Raw genomic sequence first — 17,045 nt, 5'->3', positions numbered from 1 at the left:
CTTGGGGTTCCCGCCGCTTTGGGGCACACCCCCTGATTCAGCAACGCCCAAGATCCAATGTCCGAGGTTCAGAGTCCGAAGTCCAAAGTCCAACCGTGAGGAGAGGCTGAATGCCAGAAACAGCGAGCGTGATTGCTGCGATGACTCAATATTTGCAGGATGTTTTAGAGCAGCCACATCCCGTATTTGGAGGTTTGCCGATTTGTCCATTTGCCAAGCAGGCCCGGCTGCACCACAAAATTGACTTTCAGGTGCAGCGATTTCGATTGGATGATCTCACGTCGTCTTCGCCGTTGATGCAGATGATTCATCAATTTGCTCAAACCAGACAGCATGACGTTTTGCTGTTAATCCATCCTGACTGCCAGGTGACGAGTTTTGACCGCTTTCAACAACAAGTCGATCGTTTGAATACACACCTTCAGCCACTTGACTTGACTGCATTTGGAGGACACCCCGACGATGCTTTTAACATTCAGGGCGTTCGGACTCGACAAGACCCCTTTCTCAATTTGACCATTCAATCGATCGCCAAACTCACGCAAGCCTCGACTCGATTGGCAACCACCCACTACTACGACAATTGGACACCCGAAGCGCTCAACTCAGTGGGCTATCCGCGATCGACTCCTGCAAAAGAAGATCCTTGAGTCCTGCGATCGGTCTACACAGGAGTTTGCAGCGTTGATCCTTTAAATGTTTCTGTACTTAGTTAAAAAAGCGATTTTTGTAACCTAGTCTGACCCATAAAGCTGTCGATCGTTTCTCACGAAAACCTTGACAGTGTTTTTGAATGAAAGTTAGCTTTTTGGCGTAAAAGCAAGTTTGGACGGTGATGACTATGGGGGCACACAAAACCGAGATTATTCTCAAGTCTGCTGTAGGCTTCTGGTTCAAACAAAATCTCATCGGGTCTGCGATCGCTGGGGCAAATCTTGTCGATTCGATCGGCACTTTGTCCAAACTTCTCAATCTCTACATACTCTCAGGAACCATACCCATGAAGAAGGCTCTTGTTGTCATGTCTGCGCTGTTTGTTGGGTTAGATGTTGTCGCAATGGCGACTTACTTTCCGAGCATAGCCAATGCGACTCCTGTTATTAAGATCAGCCAAACGCGACAACCTTTACCTCCCGCTTCTGCAACCCCGGCTCTGACCTTTGGGTTGGCCGATGGTACTCCAATCAAGCTCAAGTTTAAGCAAACCGTTTCTTCAAAAAATGCGGAGAAGAACGACCCGATCGAGTTTGAAGTCGCAGAAGATGTGATTATCAGCAATGCAGTGGTGATTGCTAAAGGTGCCAGCGCCAAGGGTGTTGTCACCGATGTCAAACGCTCTGGAATGCTCGGACGCAAAGGCAAACTAGAGATCGCCATCAAAGAAGTCACCTTGGTCAGCGGTGAACGGGTGGCCCTGCGCGGCAGTAAAGAAGGCGGCGGCGGTACGTCAGGGGGGATCATTGCAGTTGCGGCGATCATCAACCCACTGGCACTGCTATTCAAGGGCAAAAACATGACCTACGAAGCAGGCACCGAAGTAGGCGCATTTGTGGATGGAGACTTTGCCCTCGATCGCAACAAATTTAGCGCGTCCCCTCGCCGACCGTTCTGAGAAAAAGGAACGCGAGTTTATTAACCTGAAATTTTCCAAATATGCCTGGTTAGCTGATTTTGGCTTCGTTTCAATGGGTTGCAGCCCCCTAAATCCCCCAAATTTGGGGGACTTTGAAGCTCAAACCCATTTTGAATTCCAGAATTTTTTGGTCTCAAAGTTCCCCAGACTGGGGGATTTAGGGGGCGAAGTCACTTGGCAGTAAACGACCTTATTCAATTCTCATTCCAATGCGAGTCATCTTATCGGCGGCGTTCCTGAAGTTTGCGATAGACGGCTTTGAGATCGACGTTGTGGTAAGCGATCGCGACTAATGTGTGATAGAGCAAGTCGGCAGCTTCTCCGGCGATCGCATCGGGATCATCATCTTTACAAGCCATTACGACTTCGGCAGCTTCTTCGCCAATCTTTTTGAGAATTGTGTTGTCGCCGCCATCCAATAGCTTGCGAGTGTAAGAGCCTTCACTGGGATGATCCCGACGATCGCAGATCACCTCAAACACCTGAGACAGCGTATCGGCAGGCGGCGGCGTAATCGTGCCATTCACCTGATGAAAACAACTGCGCTCTCCTGTGTGACAAGCAATCTCACCAATCTGCTCTACAGTCACCAACAAAGCATCGCTGTCACAGTCATACCGAATTGCTTTGACCTTTTGAAGGTGTCCCGACGTTGCGCCCTTGTTCCAAAATGACTGGCGCGATCGACTCCAAAACCAGGTTTCGCCCGTCTCCAAGGTCTTTTGTAGCGAATCCGCATTCATCCAGGCCATCATCAAGACAGTGCCATCAAGATAATCTTGCACGATCGCAGGAACCAGACCCCGATCGTCATACTGAATTTTTTCAACCGGGATCGACTGCGCGGAAAGAAATTCGGAAGCTGACATGGCAAAGAGACACTAATCATTCACCTGCTCACGATATCATTTGCGAGTTTCATTGACTGAGGACGTTTCAGATCGATCACGGCAAAGAGGATTTTCACAATCTCTCCATCTCTTGTTACGATTTGTTTATCCTCCCCAACCGATTCCTCTGGAGCCTCCCAACATGCTGCGACTCGAACACGTCAGTAAGATTTATCCCACTGGCGAAGTATTAAAAGATATTAACTGGGAGGTCAAATCCGGCGATCGAGTCGGTCTGGTCGGCGTGAATGGGGCTGGCAAATCGACGCAGCTGAAGATCATTGCAGGCGAAATGGAGCCGACGACGGGTGAGGTGATTCGTCCGGCGAGTCTACACATCGCTTACCTGACCCAAGAATTTGAAGTCGATCCCACACGCACCGTTCGAGAAGAATTTTGGCGAGCCTTTGGAGAAGCCAACGACGTTCATGAAGCGCTGTCCAAAGTTCACCATGCGATGGAGACGGCTGACCCAGAAGAATTAGATAAGCTGATCCACAAAATGGACAAGCTACAGCGACGGTTTGAAGCCTTAGACGGCTATGGCTTGGAGTCTCGCATTGAGAAAATTATGCCGGAACTGGGGTTTGAGAGCGAAGACGGCGATCGCTTAGTCAGTGCCTTTAGTGGCGGTTGGCAGATGCGAATGAGTTTGGGCAAAATTCTTCTGCAAAAACCCGATCTGCTGCTCTTGGATGAACCGACTAACCATTTAGATTTAGAAACGATCGAGTGGCTCGAAACCTACCTCAAAGGGCTGTCTACCCCGATGGTGATCGTCTCTCATGACCGGGAATTTCTCGATCGCCTCTGCACCCAAATTGTCGAAACTGAGCGCGGTGTATCTACCACCTATCTCGGTAACTATTCCGCCTACTTAGCCCAAAAAGCCGAACTGCGGGATGCCCAAATGAGCGCCTTTGAGCGGCAGCAAAAAGAATTAGAAAAACAGCAAACCTTTGTCGATCGCTTTCGGGCCAGTGCCACCCGCAGTACTCAAGCCAAGAGCCGCGAGAAACAGTTAGACAAAATTGAGCGGATTGAGGCACCTGATTCAGATGTGCGATCGCTGCATTTTCGCTTTCCTCCGGCTCCTCGTAGTGGTCGAGAAGTGGTGATCATCAAGGATCTCGTGCACACCTACGGCGAAAAGATTTTGTTTTTGGGGGCTGAGTTGCTGATCGAGCGGGGCGATCGCATTGCCATTTTGGGGCCCAACGGAGCCGGAAAATCGACCTTGCTGCACTTAATTATGGGTATGGAAAACCCCAGCGACGGCAGCATTAAGTTAGGGGATCATAACGTTTTGCCCAGCTATTTTGAGCAAAATCAAGCCGAAGCACTCGACTTACAAAGAACCGTTGTCGAAACCATTCACGATGAAGTTCCGAAGTGGACGAATGAAGAAGTGCGGACGCTGTTGGGTCGATTTCTCTTTAGTGGAGACACCGTGTTCAAAAAAGTGGAATCTCTCAGCGGGGGCGAAAAAGCTCGGCTTGCGTTGGCAAAAATGCTGTTGCGTCCCGCCAATTTATTGATCTTAGATGAACCGACCAACCACCTTGATATTCCTGCCAAAGAGATGCTCGAAGAGGCGATTCAAAACTACGATGGCAGCGTGATTATTGTGTCGCACGATCGCTATTTCATCTCACAAACCGTCAATAAAGTCGTCGAAATTCGAGACGGAGAACTGCGTCTTTATCGGGGAGATTATCACTACTATCTCGATAAAATTGCTGAAGAAAAAGAGAAAAATAAACTAATGGCGATCGAAGCCGAAAAAACCGCAAAAGTGGAATCTAAGCGAGAAAAACAGAAAGAGAAAGAAAAGGCAAAGAAAACGCAAAAGGCTCGCTGATCTAAGTACAAAGGTAGAGGTTAAACAAAACAGACAGTCTGTAATTTAACCATTTATTAGTGATTGCTAAGATTGCCTTGAGCGATTGGGTTCAATCCTTGTCGCTTTCTTAACCCACTCTTTACTCCTCAAACAGATTAACTTTGTCGGGAGTTTGGGCGTTAAAGGGTCTCAGTTGCAGTGGTATCATTTGCGGAGAAATATTTAGTGGAAGGGCGTTCAACTATGGCGCAGGTGCCTGTCTCTCCTGTAGTGCTAATTATTTTAGACGGCTGGGGTTATCGCGAAGACAAAGACGGGAACGCCATTGCTGCCGCTAACACACCCGTGATGAACAGCTTGTGGGAAGTCTACCCTCACACGTTGATTCGGACTTCTGGCAAAGATGTTGGGCTGCCGGATGGTCAAATGGGCAACTCAGAAGTGGGACATCTCAATATCGGGGCGGGTCGAGTCGTTCCTCAAGAACTGGTGCGAATCTCAGATGCGGTCGAAGATGGTACGCTGCTCAAAAATCCTAAGTTAGTCAAGGTTTGTGAAGACGTGCGGCAGAGTAACGGCAAGCTACATCTGGTGGGCTTGTGTTCTGAGGGAGGCGTACATTCTCATTTGACTCATCTGTTTGGGCTACTTGAATTGGCTAAAGCACAAAACATTCAAACAGTCTGCCTGCATGTGATTACCGACGGGCGAGACACCCAGCCCCACGATGGATTGGAGGCGGTCGGCCAGATTGAAGCCGCGATCGCTCGTATCGGCATCGGACAGATTTCAACGCTCAGCGGTCGTTATTATGCAATGGATCGCGATCGCCGCTGGGATCGGGTACAACTCGCCTATGACACGATGACCCAGGACGGCTCTGGCGATAGGCGTTCTGCTTTGGAAGTACTGCAAGCCTCCTACGACGCAGGCAAAACGGATGAATTTGTATTGCCCACCCGCATTGCCCCTGGCGCACTAGAAGCGGGAGACGGCGTGATCTTTTTTAACTTTCGCCCCGATCGGGCCCGCCAACTCACTCAGGTCTTTGTCGATCCCAAATTTAATAGCTTCGATCGTCAACAGATTCAACCGCTCTCGTTTGCCACATTCACCCAGTACGATCCCCATTTCCCTGTTTTGGTGGCCTTTGAGCCGCAAAATTTGAATAATATTCTCGGTGAAGTGATTTCTCAACACGGATTGCGCCAGCTTCGTACTGCGGAGACTGAAAAATACGCCCACGTCACCTACTTTTTTAACGGCGGACTAGAAGATCCTTTTCCGGGTGAAGATCGAGAGTTGGTGCCGAGTCCGATGGTGTTGACCTACGACAGTGCGCCCGCAATGTCTGCCGAGGCTGTAACCGATGTGGCCGTCGCCGCCGTTGAAAAGAAAGTTTATTCTCTAATTGTGATCAACTACGCCAACCCCGATATGGTCGGTCACACAGGACAAATGGATGCGACGGTGACTGCTCTAGAAGTGGTCGATAAATGTCTCGGTCGTCTATTAGAAAACGTCAATCGTGCTGGGGGAACGGCGATCATCATTGCAGACCACGGCAACGCAGAACTGATGTGGGACGAGCAAGGAAACCCCTGGACGGCGCACACGACAAATCCCGTTCCGTTTATCCTGGTAGAAGGGGAAGGGCTAAAGATTCCGGGACACGGGACGGATGTGGCGCTGAGAGAAGATGGTCGTCTGGCAGATATCGCCCCCACGATTCTCGACATTCTCAGGCTGGATCAACCTTCTGAGATGACGGGGCGATCGATTATCGAGTCTGCCGGGTTTGAGGTTCGTAAAAATCGGACACCTGTGAAGATTGCCAGGTAATCTGGAATTATCAGTTGTTTTGTGGAATTGTGACGATGACAGCAGTTTACGTTTTGAAAGCGATTTGGATGTTTTGTGCGGCGGGGATGATTGTCCTCGTGCTGTTGCATAGTCCCAAAGGGGATGGACTGAGTGGTTTGGGTGGGCAGGCTCAACTCTTTACGAGTACCAAGAGTGCCGAAACGACCTTAAATCGAGCAACCTGGATTCTCACCGTTTTGTTTATCGGAATTACGGTGATCCTCAGTGCTGGCTGGTTAGGAAAATAGGCTTGAACGTCTGGAAAGGGCAATTCTGCAACAGATTTCTCAGAGCAGTTGTGCGTCTGGGAACTTTCTGCTGTCTGGGGTGCCTACTTCTCTTGGGACTGAATCCCTTGGAAGCGAATCTGTTGCCCGCGCCTCAAGTGCATCCGCTACCAAGAACGCTGGCGCAACAGGGCGATCGGTCTCAGGGCGACTATTTTGATCAGATTCAGAAGACTCAGCCAGAGTATTTGGTTTGGTCACAGTTTCCGATCGCGGTTTATATCGAACCTGTCACGGATGGAGACAAGCGGGCCCAAGCCTGGGTAAAAGCGGTACAAACGGCGATTCAAGAGTGGACTGTATTTTTGCCGTTGCAAACTGTGAGCGAACCGGATCAGGCAGATATTCAAGTGTTACGATCGTCCATTCCTTTACGGTCTCAAAATCTTCGTACGGCTCGTGTGCGATCGGCTGAGACGAGATATGAACTGTACACGAAGCAGATTTCTAATTCTTCGGCCATCTTGGCGCATCGCTGTACGGTGATCGTCAAGCCAAATCAGGCGATCGACTATGTGTTGGCCTCTGCCCGCCACGAGTTGGGTCATGCATTGGGAATTTGGGGGCACAGTCCGCTACAAACGGATGCCCTGTACTTTTCTCAAGTCCGCAATCCGCCTTTGATTTCTCCGAGAGATGTGAATACGCTTAAGCGAGTTTATGAACAACCGACGCGATCGGGCTGGCCAATTCCCAAAACGGGAAAAAGCTAACGGTTGCTGTAACAAACTCTCATATCTGCATATCAACCCTTTTTAACTTTCAGCAGGCTGGCTTGATCGCAGGTCTTTCACACTTTTGTCAGGTTTGTCCTCAAGGATCGTGGGTTGAGACGGGGCGTGGGGTTCAGTCAAAATTAGACTTGTGGGACTGGTAGGCGATCGCAGGGCAACCAATGCACTTTTGATCACAACCGCAGTCGGCACCGCAATCACAACTCCCAGCAGTCCGCCGACCCTCGCTCCTGTGAGAATTGCCAAAAATACCCAGACCGGATTTAGCCCCGTCACACTGCCAATAATTCTGGGTGCAATCAGGTTTTCGACAATTTGTTGGACGATTAGCGCAGAAATTAGCACTTCAACGCCCACTCCAATGTCACGCAGCGCCACCAACAAGGTGACCAGGGCAATTCCAACAGAGCCGCCAAAAGGAACAAGCGCCATTGTGCCGATCGTCAGCCCAAACAGCAAGCCAAAGGGCACCCGTAAAAACAGAAAAATGATTGTCAGCGCAGACCCCATCATCGTTGCGGAGATCAACTGCCCGAAAAAGAAGTTTTGAAAGCTAAGGCGCAACGTTTCAGAAAAGGGCTGACGAATCTTAGCGGGCAACCACTCTACCAGGCTGGCCCAAAGTTGGTCGCTGTGCTGCAAGAGATAAAACGTCAAGACCAGTGTTAGCAACACATCTAGCAGACTGGTTACCGTAAAGACGGCCAGATTTAAGACTTCTGAGGTCAGACCTTGTAGCGAACTTTTGAGGCGATCGTTGATCTGTTCTGCCAAAATATCCAAATTGATCGGAAACCCTGCCCCCTCAAGCTGGTCGTTGAGCAAAACTAGCTGTCTTTGACCAGAGTCGATCCATTCTGGCAACCGGACGACGAGTTGTTGAGCCTGCTCGATCGCCAGAGGCACCAGCGTCACGCCCAACCCCAACAGCACCGACAACGCAAACAGAAAGACGACGATCGCCGCCCGTCCGCGCGTTGCCCCATGCTGCTGCATCAACCCCACCGGATAATTGAGCAAAAAAGTCAGCAGGGATGCCGCGATCAAGATGACAATTAACGAGTGGAAGTAGTCAAATATCGATGAGAAAGCCCAGGCATTTAAGACCAAAAGCGGGGCTGTAAGCGCGATCGTGACCACACGGGCCACCGGAGTAATTTCGTTCCACCAATTGAGCAGCTTGTTGCTTTTGTGCATGTTGCAGCCAAAAATAACAGTAGCGATCGATTCACATCAACCTTACGTTTATTATCCCTCTCCTTCACACTCTGGCTCATCCTCCCTAATTCTGACTTTTGGCTATGCGCGATCTTGATTCCTTTGAAGACGACGACATTCAACACCTCAAGCTGTTTTTGTATCTGCTGCCTGTGTTTGGTTTTTTTCCGGCTCTGTGGACGCTTTATCGACATCAAGGAACGAGACAGGAGCGATCGTTGAGTCGGTTGGTGATCAAATTGGCGCTGGGCTGGTTGGTGGCTTATTTTTTGGTCGGTTTTGGGGCAAGCACGTCTGAATCGTTGCAGTTGCCGCTATTGGTCACGGGTAGCCTTCTGACATCGGGCTATTTTTTGGTGAATTTGTGGCTGATGGTGCGCTTGTGGAAACGTAAAGCGATCGAGCTTCCGCTATTGGGACGAGTGGGAAGGCTTCCTTAAGTTGGGTTGTTTGCTTCGTTAAAGGCGCTCCTGCCCCCCAACCCCCCATTCTGACGTGAATTCGATAAGAGGTTTTCCGCTTCGTTGTTCACGGCTTCTGCCCCCCAACCCCCCAATTTTGGGGGACTTTCAGAGAGGAATTCTGGTTCAAAGTCCCTCACTCGTGGGGGATTTAGGGGGCGTTCCTGGATCTAAAAGCGAAGCGAAGCGTTCATCGAACTGACGTCATTCTGGGGGACTTTAAGAGAAGAACTGCGGTTCAAAATCTCTCACTTGTGACCAAAAAATCGAATTCACATTGGAGAAATTACTTTTGTAGCGCTTTTAGTAAGTGTCGCATTCCAATCTTGGGTTCTGAAGAGTCGGCGATCGCCCAAACAGCAGCCGATCGGGCCACCGTTTGAATTTCGCCACCTGTTAAGGGAAATTTGTTCGCTAAAAAATCCCAATCAATATCGTCACTAAGCGGAACTTTTAAGGAAAAAGCTTGGTGCCAAAGGCGCGATCGTGCTTTCGCATCAGGAAATGGAAATTGCAAAATTGAGAGCGGTTTCCAGGCTTGTTGAATTGCAGGCATTCTCTCAACAGTCATAAATGTTAAGTATTGGGGTTCTTGCCGTGCTTTAAGAAATTGATGCACTTCTGATCGAGTTAGGGGCGACTGTCTTCCTAACCAGATGTGAGCCGACTTGATGAGTAGAATTTTGGGCGATTCGGTCAAGATTTCTGTAAGCAATTCAGTATGGTGAGTGATTTCTAATAAGTTGACGGATGTTAAAGGAGTTTGTAAAGTGTGGGCGATCGTTTTAGCAGCGATCGTTTTTCCAGTTCCTTTAGCGCCTACCATCAGAGCCAAGATTCCTTTGGGTGGCCCAAATTCCCAGGCTTCGACTTGTGAAGAAAACTTCATTTGAAAACAAAAATTTTGCAGCGTTTCGATTAGAGAATCTGGCAAAACCAGATCTGAGAAAGTGTGAGGATGTGAGGCGTGAGGCGTGAGGTGTGAAGTGTGGGCTTTTGAATTTAATAGTTGATCTAAATCTGACAGAGTGGGACGATCGCACAGCAAAAAATTCACTAATGAATCTGATAGTTTGATCAGTCGATTTAACAACGGCGCTTCTTGCGAGAAAACCAGTTCTACCAATTGATGCTGAATTAATGGACTGCAATTTGTGAGAGACGATCGCGCTGCTTTCCACTCGTCATCTTTTCGACAAAACAACCGCAACGCCAGATCAACACTGGGAAGATTGGCGTGAGTGCCGTCTTTTCCCTGCAAATATTCATACAACTGGGCATATCGACGATGCACTTCTGGCGCGATCGCCATCAAAATTAGATTCTTCTCAAACGGGGTTAGATTGAGTCGATCGCACAGAGTTGGTAACGCCAAAATGATGCCCTGCTGCTGACTCGCCTTGACTCTCGCCTCAATTTGCTGCTGGTAGTTGCCTTTGGGCGCTTCGGAGGACTCTACTTTTTGGGGCACAGGCGACTCGTAAGCGACCAGTCCATCCAGGCTGACCATGCCTTTCCACCAGTGAGCCGTGGCTCGATCGGCGCGAGTTTGAGCGATTCGATCGACTTCCTTAGACTCCTTTTTTTGTCGCGTCACAGCTAATAAAAGCAACCGTTCTAGCCAACTTAGTTCTACTTTGAGATACGTCCAATTGTCTGAGAAAGGTTCGGGCATGGAAGTTTTGATGAAGAGCAACTCAGGGCGATTTCATTTCACGAATCAATTCTAGAGGCAAGCCATCCGCATCCGCGATAAAGGCGACTTCGTAGACCCGATCGCCAATCATTTGCTGGGTCGGCTCCAAAAGCACCTTCAAAGAATCGTCCTGCTGCTTCAAACTCTCTAACCAATCAGGCAAACTATCCGTGATTTCGCTCAAGTCAAACGAGAGATGATAGTACCCTACATAATGCTCATCTCCAAAGGCATCGGGAGCAGGGTGCGGCTCAGGAATCTGGATCAACTCAATGCGGCCGAGTCCTTCCATCCAGCAGGCCAGCGTATAGCCCGTCGTAAATCGCTCCTGCACGGTGAACCCTAAACGCTCGTAGAAAGCGATCGCCCGAAAGATATCAGCCGTCCGAATCGAAACGTGATGCATAAGAAATAGGGAGGAGGGAGGAGGGAGGAACTTTAAGTTTGGTTTTCGTCCTCGATCGCTGAATCCCTCTGAGTTTTATTCAAATAGTTTTATTCAAAGAGTCGAAAGTAGGGATAGCGGACAGGGGCACCGGGTTCTTTTTCTAAGTCAAAATTGATGACATCCCAACACGGTTCTTCTTTGGGATCGGGGCTAAACTCAACCGGGAGACCATAGAGACGGGGTTTTTGAGCATCGTTTTGTCCACGCCAGGGAGTGCTGCGCTCTAGATAAGTGCTGATTAGCTCTTTGTAGCGCTGGGCGATGATGACTCGTGTGGCTCGATAGCCCTGAGTGTAAAGACGATCGAGGGCCTCATGGATCTCAAATCGAATCCCATCTGGGTGGGTGTGTTGTCGATACCACTCATCTTTCCACAGTCGCCAGTGTCGTCCAGACTGAAGATGAATGAGTTCGCCTGTTTTGGGGTCTGACTCAAATGCACCATGACGCTGGCACAGATAGGTGTCTGTCAGAGTCAACGCCGGGATTGTCTGACGACAGTGAGGGCACTGAATCTCTGGGCCAAAAATTGGATATTGAAAACCTGGGCTGGTCATGAAGTGCAAGCGATCATGTAATTGTGCATGGAGAAGCGTGAAATTATTATAACTAGGGAAGTTTCCTCCTCTAGCCCCATTCTGCCGAACTGTGAATAACTTCAACCAATCTTTTCGATTTACCCCATCTTATTGGTCGCCTCCCGATCTCTCTCAAGCGGCTTTTGTCGCCCCCAATGCGACTGTGATCGGTCAGGTAGAAGTGGCCGCAGGGGCAAGTATCTGGTATGGCGCGATCGTCCGAGGCGATGTCGAACGCATTGTGGTTGGAGCCAGCACTAATATCCAAGACGGTGCAATTTTACATGGAGATCCGGGCAAACCGACGGTTTTGGAAGATTACGTAACGGTGGGCCATCGGGCAGTCATTCATAGTGCCTATGTCGAGCGAGGTAGTTTGATTGGGATTGGGGCGATCATCTTAGATGGGGTGCGCGTCGGAGCAGGGAGCATCATTGGGGCAGGGTCAGTGGTGACGAAGGATGTAGCGGCGCGATCGCTTGTCGTCGGCGTGCCTGCCAAACCATTGCGCGATCTGTCTGAGGCTGAAGTTACTCATCTGATCGAACATGCTCAACAGTACGAAAAGCTGGCTTTAGTTCACGCTGGAAAAGGGAGCGATCTAGGCTTTCATCAGTCAGCTTCACAAAAATGAAAGTACTTTGAAAACGTACCCAAATGCGGTACAACTGAAAGATAACAAAGCCTTTAGAGAGAACACGGTTATGGATTTCGACTTTCGTGTATTGATTGTTTTGTTTCCGATTTTGGCTGCTGGAGGCTGGGCAATTTCTCGAATTCTTCCTGCCGCCATCAAGCAAGTGCAAGCTTTCTTGGCCAAATAGTCAGATTCGCTTACGGTTAGATTGTTGACAGATTATTGACAGATCCGACTTTTCTGAAATTAGGGAGAGCCGGATTTGTCTTATGAGATGGAGTGCAATCTCCTTACCCGCAAGGGGTTGCCCCACGTAAAAAATAATGATCTCCAGGATTTCTAGCTTGTTAAGCTTAATTTTAGAGACTTCAATCAGGTGACTCGATGTTGGATGAACAGGCTAAAAAGACCATGCTCCGCAAAATCCCCCACGGGCTGTATGTGTGTGGTGTAAAGGACGGAGAAGAGGTGAATGGTTTTACAGCAAGCTGGGTGATGCAGGCTTCTTTCACGCCGCCGCTGGTGGTCAATTGTGTTAAGCAGGATTCTGGCTCTAATGCGATGATTCGATCGAGTGGCGTTTTTGCCCTGAGTATTCTCGAAGCGGGTCAGAAAGAAATGGCGCAAAAGTTTTTTAAGCCTCAGCGTCGAGTCGGCAATAAGTTTGAGGATGTTGATTTTTATCTCGGTGAAACGGGCTGCCCGATTATTTCAGACTCGCTTGGCTATGTCGAATGTCAAGTTGTAGGCATGGTGGATAAAGGCGATCACACCGTTTTTGTAGGCGAAGTGATTGCCGCAGGCATTCATCGAGAAGGCGACCCGCTACGACTCGAAAGCACAGGCTGGCAGTACGGCGGTTAGCAATGGGTTAGCAATGGAATGAACGGGTGAAGAGATCTGTATTATTGACATGTATTCATCCCTCATCCTTTGCTTATGCCGTTCATCAAAGTTCAGACTTCGATCGCCTCTCCCAATCCCACGACGATCGCCACTCTACTCAAAACGCTTTCTGCCAGTCTCGCCAAACAAACTGGAAAGCCCGAATCTTACGTGATGACGCTACTCGAACCCAGTGTCGCGATGACCTTTGCGGGCACGACCGATCCAGCTTGCTATATCGAAATTAAGAGCATTGGTTCGATGAGTGCTGTTCAGACAAAAGAGATGAGCCAGACGTTTTGTCAGCAGGTGAATGAGGGGTTAGGTGTGGCGATCGATCGGATCTACATTGAGTTTACTGATGCCAAGGGTGCAATGTGGGGCTGGAATGGCACAACGTTTGGGTAAGTCAGCCCTTAATGGAACGTGAATTCGATAGAGTTTTCTCACTTCGTTATTCAGCACTTCTGCCCCCCAACCCCCCAATTTTGGGGGACTTTGAGACAATATTTCTCGTTCAAAGTCCCTCACTTGTGGGGGATTTAGGGGGCTGAAGCCGATTGAAACGAAGCGAGTCACTCTCATCGAACTGACGTTAATGGAAAATTGAGCCTCTAAAAAAACTGGGGCCGCTTTCGTAGAAGTGCAGTCGCCCAAAGCCTAGAAACTGACCGTGGGACTTTTCTCCAGTTGGAAAGGCCGTCACGCCAAACAGATAAACGCCGCCATAGAGGGGATTTTGGTCAGGGGATAGGGCGATCGTCACCAGTCTTCCCGGTGCCACAGGCGGATCGAAGGTGATGGAAACCGATCGAGCTTTGCGATCAACCGTTGCCTGAAGGGGAATTTTTGCGCCCAAACGGTTTCGTTCTCCTTCAAAGGCCTCAATTCGCTTGGGGTCAAATCGGATGGTGTCGGTGCCTTCGTCCTGGGCAATGGTGACGCGCTGTAACGGCTCGCCTGCATTCTCCAGCAAATTCATCGTGAAGTAATAAGTGGCTGACCACGCTTGCACTGAGTTAAATGTGGTAGAGGCTCCGACCAGTCGAGGGGGCGATGTAAAGTAAACCGTGCCATCAGCCAATTGGACAGCTTGAGCAGGTTGGGTCGCATCTCCCAGATTGGCTCCGATAGACGAAATAATGGTGGCTGCGATCGACAGGGCAAGACGTTTGAGCATGACTGATTTTAAGGTTTGTTTAATTGTAATTTTGGGAAAGTGATCGGTCTAGAAGTGCTGTTTTTAGTCTAAGCGATCGCTTTTTGGACTGCTTTGTGTCGCAGTTTAAGCAAATATTACCTTCTATTAAATTGGATTTTTATCCATTCACGATCGCCAATTTTCCAAATCGTGGATGCTACTGTTTATACAGACACAAAGAGACATCACTTCAGTCTCTCTAACCAACCGCTTTTTGGGACGTGTCTCCTTCCCAAAGCAACTGCAACTCTCAAGAAGTACATGTTGGCTACTGTTCTTATCTAGTTTGTACGATCGTTGATCAGGAGGGATTGAAATTATTTTCAGACCTTTTGAGTTGCAGAAAGCACACACTTAGTAATGTACCTGGCTCTCCAATATTTTTGTAGTAGACCTGACAATCTTCCGTCAGGTTTATTGCTTTTAAAGCTAATCTTTTAACCCAAAAAGAAGAGCCGTTCTTTTACTAAGTTTCTTGTGGATTGTCGCAGTTTCAAACAGATTTTTGTTAGCCTACAAATGAGACATGAAATAGAGGCTTTTATGACGGTTAGTTCTAAGGTTGATTTCAGACCTGCTTCCTCCCAGTCTGTCGCATGGCACAAGATCTTGACCTTAACTTTGGCGTTTTGGTTGGGTGCCAGCCTGTTTTTGGATTTGGTGATCATGCCGAGTCTCTACGCTTCAGGAATGATGTCTCAGCCTGATTTTGTCCCCGCAGGCTATGGGATTTTTTGGATCTTTAATCGAATCGAATTGCTCTGTGCAGCGCTAGTGGTGACGGGCGTACTCGTGCAGCGCAAAATGACTGCAAACAGCAAACGAACTAGTGTGTTGTTATCACTTTTGCTACTGTCGTCGGCGATGATCTGCACCTATTTCATCACGCCAGAAATGGGGGCTTTAGGGATACAACTCGATTTGTTTGAGTCGTCGATCGCGACCCCCGACGGGATGAATCAACTTCACATCAGCTATTGGATTTTGGAAATGATCAAGTTTGTAGCGGGAGGCGTGCTTTTGGGTTGGACGCTTGATCGTCCTTCCGAACCACTCAGATAAGTTTGGTACAACAGAATGCGGTGAAACTCCAAATTGCCTCCGGTTCGCTGGGGGCTTTTATTATGACGTTTCTTCCTTGAATGTTAGGGCGTTTCTTCTGACTCGCGGTTAAACCACAGTAAACGAATGGCTAAAACGGCAAACCCAAAAGCAGCGATCGCCTTGGCGAGACGAGCAGGCAGCACTTGAGCCGTTCCTTCACCGACTATCACCCCAATCAAGCTGGCCAGAATGAGAGCAGCGATCGTCCCTAAGAAAACCGCTTTGGGATACTTGCAGTTGCTACCACTGAGGGCGATCGCTGCTAGTTGACTCTTATCGCCTAACTCTGCCAAAAAAACGGTGATAAAGCTTAAACCTAAAAGGTGCCAGTCCATAAAGCGAATCTCAAAAATAGGGGGCTACGGTTGAATCACGTCGAGCAGCAGCAACAAAGAAATGAAGAGTAAAAGCGTGCCTGTTGCTTTCTCTAATGTTTTGGGGGAGAGGCGAGTGCAAAGCCAGCGACCAATCAGAACCCCGATCAAGCTGGTGGCAATCAAAGCCGTGGCCGAACCTGCAAAAACAACCCAGGGCGCGTGAGATTCGGCGCTCATTAACAGGGTGGCGATTTGTGTCTTGTCGCCCAATTCTGCTAGAAAAATTGTGACGAATGTGGAACCAAAAACGCTCCAGAAACTCCACTTTGAGGGCTGACTGAGATCGGGTCGAGAAACGACAACTGCCGTCGCAATCACCTGATCAGCTTCTAAATCAGACTCAGCCAACTGAGCAATCGAGAGTTCTGTAAGCGCCATAGCTACATTTTGGTTTTCACATTTCTTTCATTATCCAGGACTTCTCTCTGATTGGCAATCTTTCTTCAAATTCCGACAGCTTGATCAAATCGCACCATTTCTAGACTGCGATCGCCATACACGCCCTCAATCTGCTGGCGACAACAGTCGATCGCAAAGTTATTCAGTTCTTCTGGCTCAACGCCATACATTTGCTGAAAGGTTTCAGACTCGACGCGACAAAACCGAGGTCGCTTTTCATAGATCTGACATTCGCGATTGGTCTGGTCGTAGTTGACGCACCAGCCGTCTTCGCCAACCATACTCAGGTAGAGGTCGAGTTCGGGAGGTGAAAGGTAATCGGGCAGTTCGGGGCGATCGGTGGGGTCGAGGTGACAGCAAGCACCGCATTGTTTGACGCAGATCCAGGTAGCCATGATAGTAAGTTTATTTGCTCAGTCTATCAGTCTAACCAGATGAGAGGCTAAAAGGGCATCAATTCGATCAGGTCTTCGCTTCGTTATTCAGAATACCTGGCGATTAATATTAGCTTTGCAAGAGCAGTCGGAGGGCATCTATAGCAATCCTAAATCACTCGTGAAATGCAGCATTGATCGTGCCCCCTAAATCCCCCAAAGTTGGGGGACTTTGAGCCGAGAGACTTCCTAGATTTCAAGACCCATTCCCCAGTTTCAAAGTCCCCCATTCTGGGGGATTTAGGGGGCGAAGCGGACTGGAACGGAGCGACAAAAATCTGTTCATGACTTATTTAGGATTGCTACAGCATTTTTCAAGTAGATGTAGTACGATTAACTAGTCAGTGTCAGTAGAAA

General features: G+C 48.9%; 21 protein-coding genes. 12 read left to right on the top strand and 9 right to left on the bottom strand.

The window, feature by feature from the left end:
* Positions 1-110: 110 nt before the first annotated feature.
* Both ACKFKF_RS17555 and ACKFKF_RS17550 read left to right on the top strand, forming a co-directional pair.
* Entirely contained in the window at positions 111-650 is a 540-nt protein-coding gene (locus tag ACKFKF_RS17555) for a DUF1415 family protein (protein WP_446868866.1), read from the top strand.
* Between the two features lie 191 nt (positions 651-841).
* Positions 842-1,612, top strand: a complete 771-nt coding sequence (locus ACKFKF_RS17550) for a hypothetical protein (protein WP_446868865.1) — start codon at positions 842-844, stop codon at positions 1,610-1,612.
* Between the two features lie 242 nt (positions 1,613-1,854).
* Here the strand turns inward: ACKFKF_RS17550 and hisIE are convergent, their stop codons facing one another.
* Positions 1,855-2,502 (bottom strand): bifunctional phosphoribosyl-AMP cyclohydrolase/phosphoribosyl-ATP diphosphatase HisIE, encoded by a 648-nt coding sequence (gene hisIE, locus ACKFKF_RS17545; protein ID WP_446868864.1) that lies wholly within the window; start codon positions 2,500-2,502, stop codon positions 1,855-1,857.
* Positions 2,503-2,665: 163 nt separating this feature from the next.
* On the opposite strand from hisIE, the gene ACKFKF_RS17540 reads away from it, so the two are divergent.
* The 4 genes from ACKFKF_RS17540 (at position 2,666) to ACKFKF_RS17525 (ending at position 7,229) form a co-directional block, all read left to right on the top strand.
* Complete coding sequence (locus tag ACKFKF_RS17540; RefSeq protein WP_446860943.1) at positions 2,666-4,384, top strand: ABC-F family ATP-binding cassette domain-containing protein; 1,719 nt, start codon at positions 2,666-2,668, stop codon at positions 4,382-4,384.
* Positions 4,385-4,609: 225 nt separating this feature from the next.
* Positions 4,610-6,208 carry a 2,3-bisphosphoglycerate-independent phosphoglycerate mutase gene (gene gpmI / locus ACKFKF_RS17535; RefSeq protein WP_446868863.1) on the top strand — a complete coding sequence of 533 codons (1,599 nt, stop codon included), beginning with the start codon at positions 4,610-4,612 and terminating at the stop codon, positions 6,206-6,208.
* Between the two features lie 35 nt (positions 6,209-6,243).
* On the top strand, positions 6,244-6,477 hold the full coding sequence (secG, locus tag ACKFKF_RS17530) for a preprotein translocase subunit SecG (protein WP_446860941.1): 234 nt from the start codon (positions 6,244-6,246) through the stop codon (positions 6,475-6,477).
* Between the two features lie 107 nt (positions 6,478-6,584).
* Entirely contained in the window at positions 6,585-7,229 is a 645-nt protein-coding gene (locus ACKFKF_RS17525; RefSeq protein ID WP_446868862.1) for a peptidase, read from the top strand.
* Between the two features lie 42 nt (positions 7,230-7,271).
* Here the strand turns inward: ACKFKF_RS17525 and ACKFKF_RS17520 are convergent, their stop codons facing one another.
* Positions 7,272-8,447, bottom strand: a complete 1,176-nt coding sequence (locus ACKFKF_RS17520) for an AI-2E family transporter (protein ID WP_446868861.1) — start codon at positions 8,445-8,447, stop codon at positions 7,272-7,274.
* A gap of 104 nt (positions 8,448-8,551) precedes the next feature.
* Between ACKFKF_RS17520 and ACKFKF_RS17515 the strand changes: the two genes are divergently transcribed.
* Positions 8,552-8,908 (top strand): hypothetical protein, encoded by a 357-nt coding sequence (locus ACKFKF_RS17515; RefSeq protein ID WP_446868860.1) that lies wholly within the window; start codon positions 8,552-8,554, stop codon positions 8,906-8,908.
* A 307-nt stretch (positions 8,909-9,215) separates the two neighbouring features.
* On the opposite strand, the gene ACKFKF_RS17510 is transcribed toward ACKFKF_RS17515, so the two are convergent.
* From ACKFKF_RS17510 to ACKFKF_RS17500, 3 genes are all read right to left on the bottom strand, one after another.
* Positions 9,216-10,604, bottom strand: coding sequence for an AAA family ATPase (locus ACKFKF_RS17510; RefSeq protein ID WP_446868859.1), 1,389 nt, complete (start codon positions 10,602-10,604; stop codon positions 9,216-9,218).
* Positions 10,605-10,626: 22 nt separating this feature from the next.
* Positions 10,627-11,031, bottom strand: coding sequence for a VOC family protein (locus ACKFKF_RS17505; RefSeq protein ID WP_446868858.1), 405 nt, complete (start codon positions 11,029-11,031; stop codon positions 10,627-10,629).
* Between the two features lie 89 nt (positions 11,032-11,120).
* A complete protein-coding gene (locus tag ACKFKF_RS17500; RefSeq protein WP_446860935.1) occupies positions 11,121-11,630 on the bottom strand; it encodes a TIGR02652 family protein in 510 nt (169 codons plus the stop codon).
* A gap of 91 nt (positions 11,631-11,721) precedes the next feature.
* On the opposite strand from ACKFKF_RS17500, the gene ACKFKF_RS17495 reads away from it, so the two are divergent.
* From ACKFKF_RS17495 to ACKFKF_RS17480, 4 genes are all read left to right on the top strand, one after another.
* Positions 11,722-12,285 carry a gamma carbonic anhydrase family protein gene (locus tag ACKFKF_RS17495; RefSeq protein WP_446868857.1) on the top strand — a complete coding sequence of 188 codons (564 nt, stop codon included), beginning with the start codon at positions 11,722-11,724 and terminating at the stop codon, positions 12,283-12,285.
* 70 nt (positions 12,286-12,355) lie between these two features.
* On the top strand, positions 12,356-12,475 hold the full coding sequence (locus ACKFKF_RS17490) for a photosystem II protein Y (protein ID WP_446860933.1): 120 nt from the start codon (positions 12,356-12,358) through the stop codon (positions 12,473-12,475).
* 197 nt (positions 12,476-12,672) lie between these two features.
* Positions 12,673-13,152 (top strand): flavin reductase family protein, encoded by a 480-nt coding sequence (locus ACKFKF_RS17485; protein ID WP_446860932.1) that lies wholly within the window; start codon positions 12,673-12,675, stop codon positions 13,150-13,152.
* Positions 13,153-13,227: 75 nt separating this feature from the next.
* Complete coding sequence (locus tag ACKFKF_RS17480; RefSeq protein ID WP_446868856.1) at positions 13,228-13,581, top strand: phenylpyruvate tautomerase MIF-related protein; 354 nt, start codon at positions 13,228-13,230, stop codon at positions 13,579-13,581.
* A 187-nt stretch (positions 13,582-13,768) separates the two neighbouring features.
* Here the strand turns inward: ACKFKF_RS17480 and ACKFKF_RS17475 are convergent, their stop codons facing one another.
* Positions 13,769-14,353, bottom strand: a complete 585-nt coding sequence (locus ACKFKF_RS17475) for a DUF2808 domain-containing protein (protein WP_446868855.1) — start codon at positions 14,351-14,353, stop codon at positions 13,769-13,771.
* Positions 14,354-14,917: 564 nt separating this feature from the next.
* Here ACKFKF_RS17475 and ACKFKF_RS17470 point away from each other — a divergent pair.
* Positions 14,918-15,436 carry a DUF4149 domain-containing protein gene (locus ACKFKF_RS17470; protein ID WP_446868854.1) on the top strand — a complete coding sequence of 173 codons (519 nt, stop codon included), beginning with the start codon at positions 14,918-14,920 and terminating at the stop codon, positions 15,434-15,436.
* A gap of 83 nt (positions 15,437-15,519) precedes the next feature.
* Here ACKFKF_RS17470 and ACKFKF_RS17465 read toward each other — a convergent pair whose 3' ends face one another.
* The 3 genes from ACKFKF_RS17465 to ACKFKF_RS17455 form a co-directional block, all read right to left on the bottom strand.
* Positions 15,520-15,813, bottom strand: a complete 294-nt coding sequence (locus ACKFKF_RS17465; protein WP_446868853.1) for a TMEM165/GDT1 family protein — start codon at positions 15,811-15,813, stop codon at positions 15,520-15,522.
* 24 nt (positions 15,814-15,837) lie between these two features.
* The gene (locus ACKFKF_RS17460; RefSeq protein WP_446868852.1) at positions 15,838-16,233 is read right to left on the bottom strand and encodes a TMEM165/GDT1 family protein; all 396 of its coding nucleotides are present in this window, start codon (positions 16,231-16,233) and stop codon (positions 15,838-15,840) included.
* Positions 16,234-16,298: 65 nt separating this feature from the next.
* On the bottom strand, positions 16,299-16,649 hold the full coding sequence (locus ACKFKF_RS17455; RefSeq protein WP_446868851.1) for a YkgJ family cysteine cluster protein: 351 nt from the start codon (positions 16,647-16,649) through the stop codon (positions 16,299-16,301).
* Positions 16,650-17,045: the final 396 nt, after the last annotated feature.

The organism is Phormidesmis sp. 146-12 (assembly GCF_052939495.1).
This window is presented reverse-complemented; position numbering and strand designations above follow the sequence as displayed.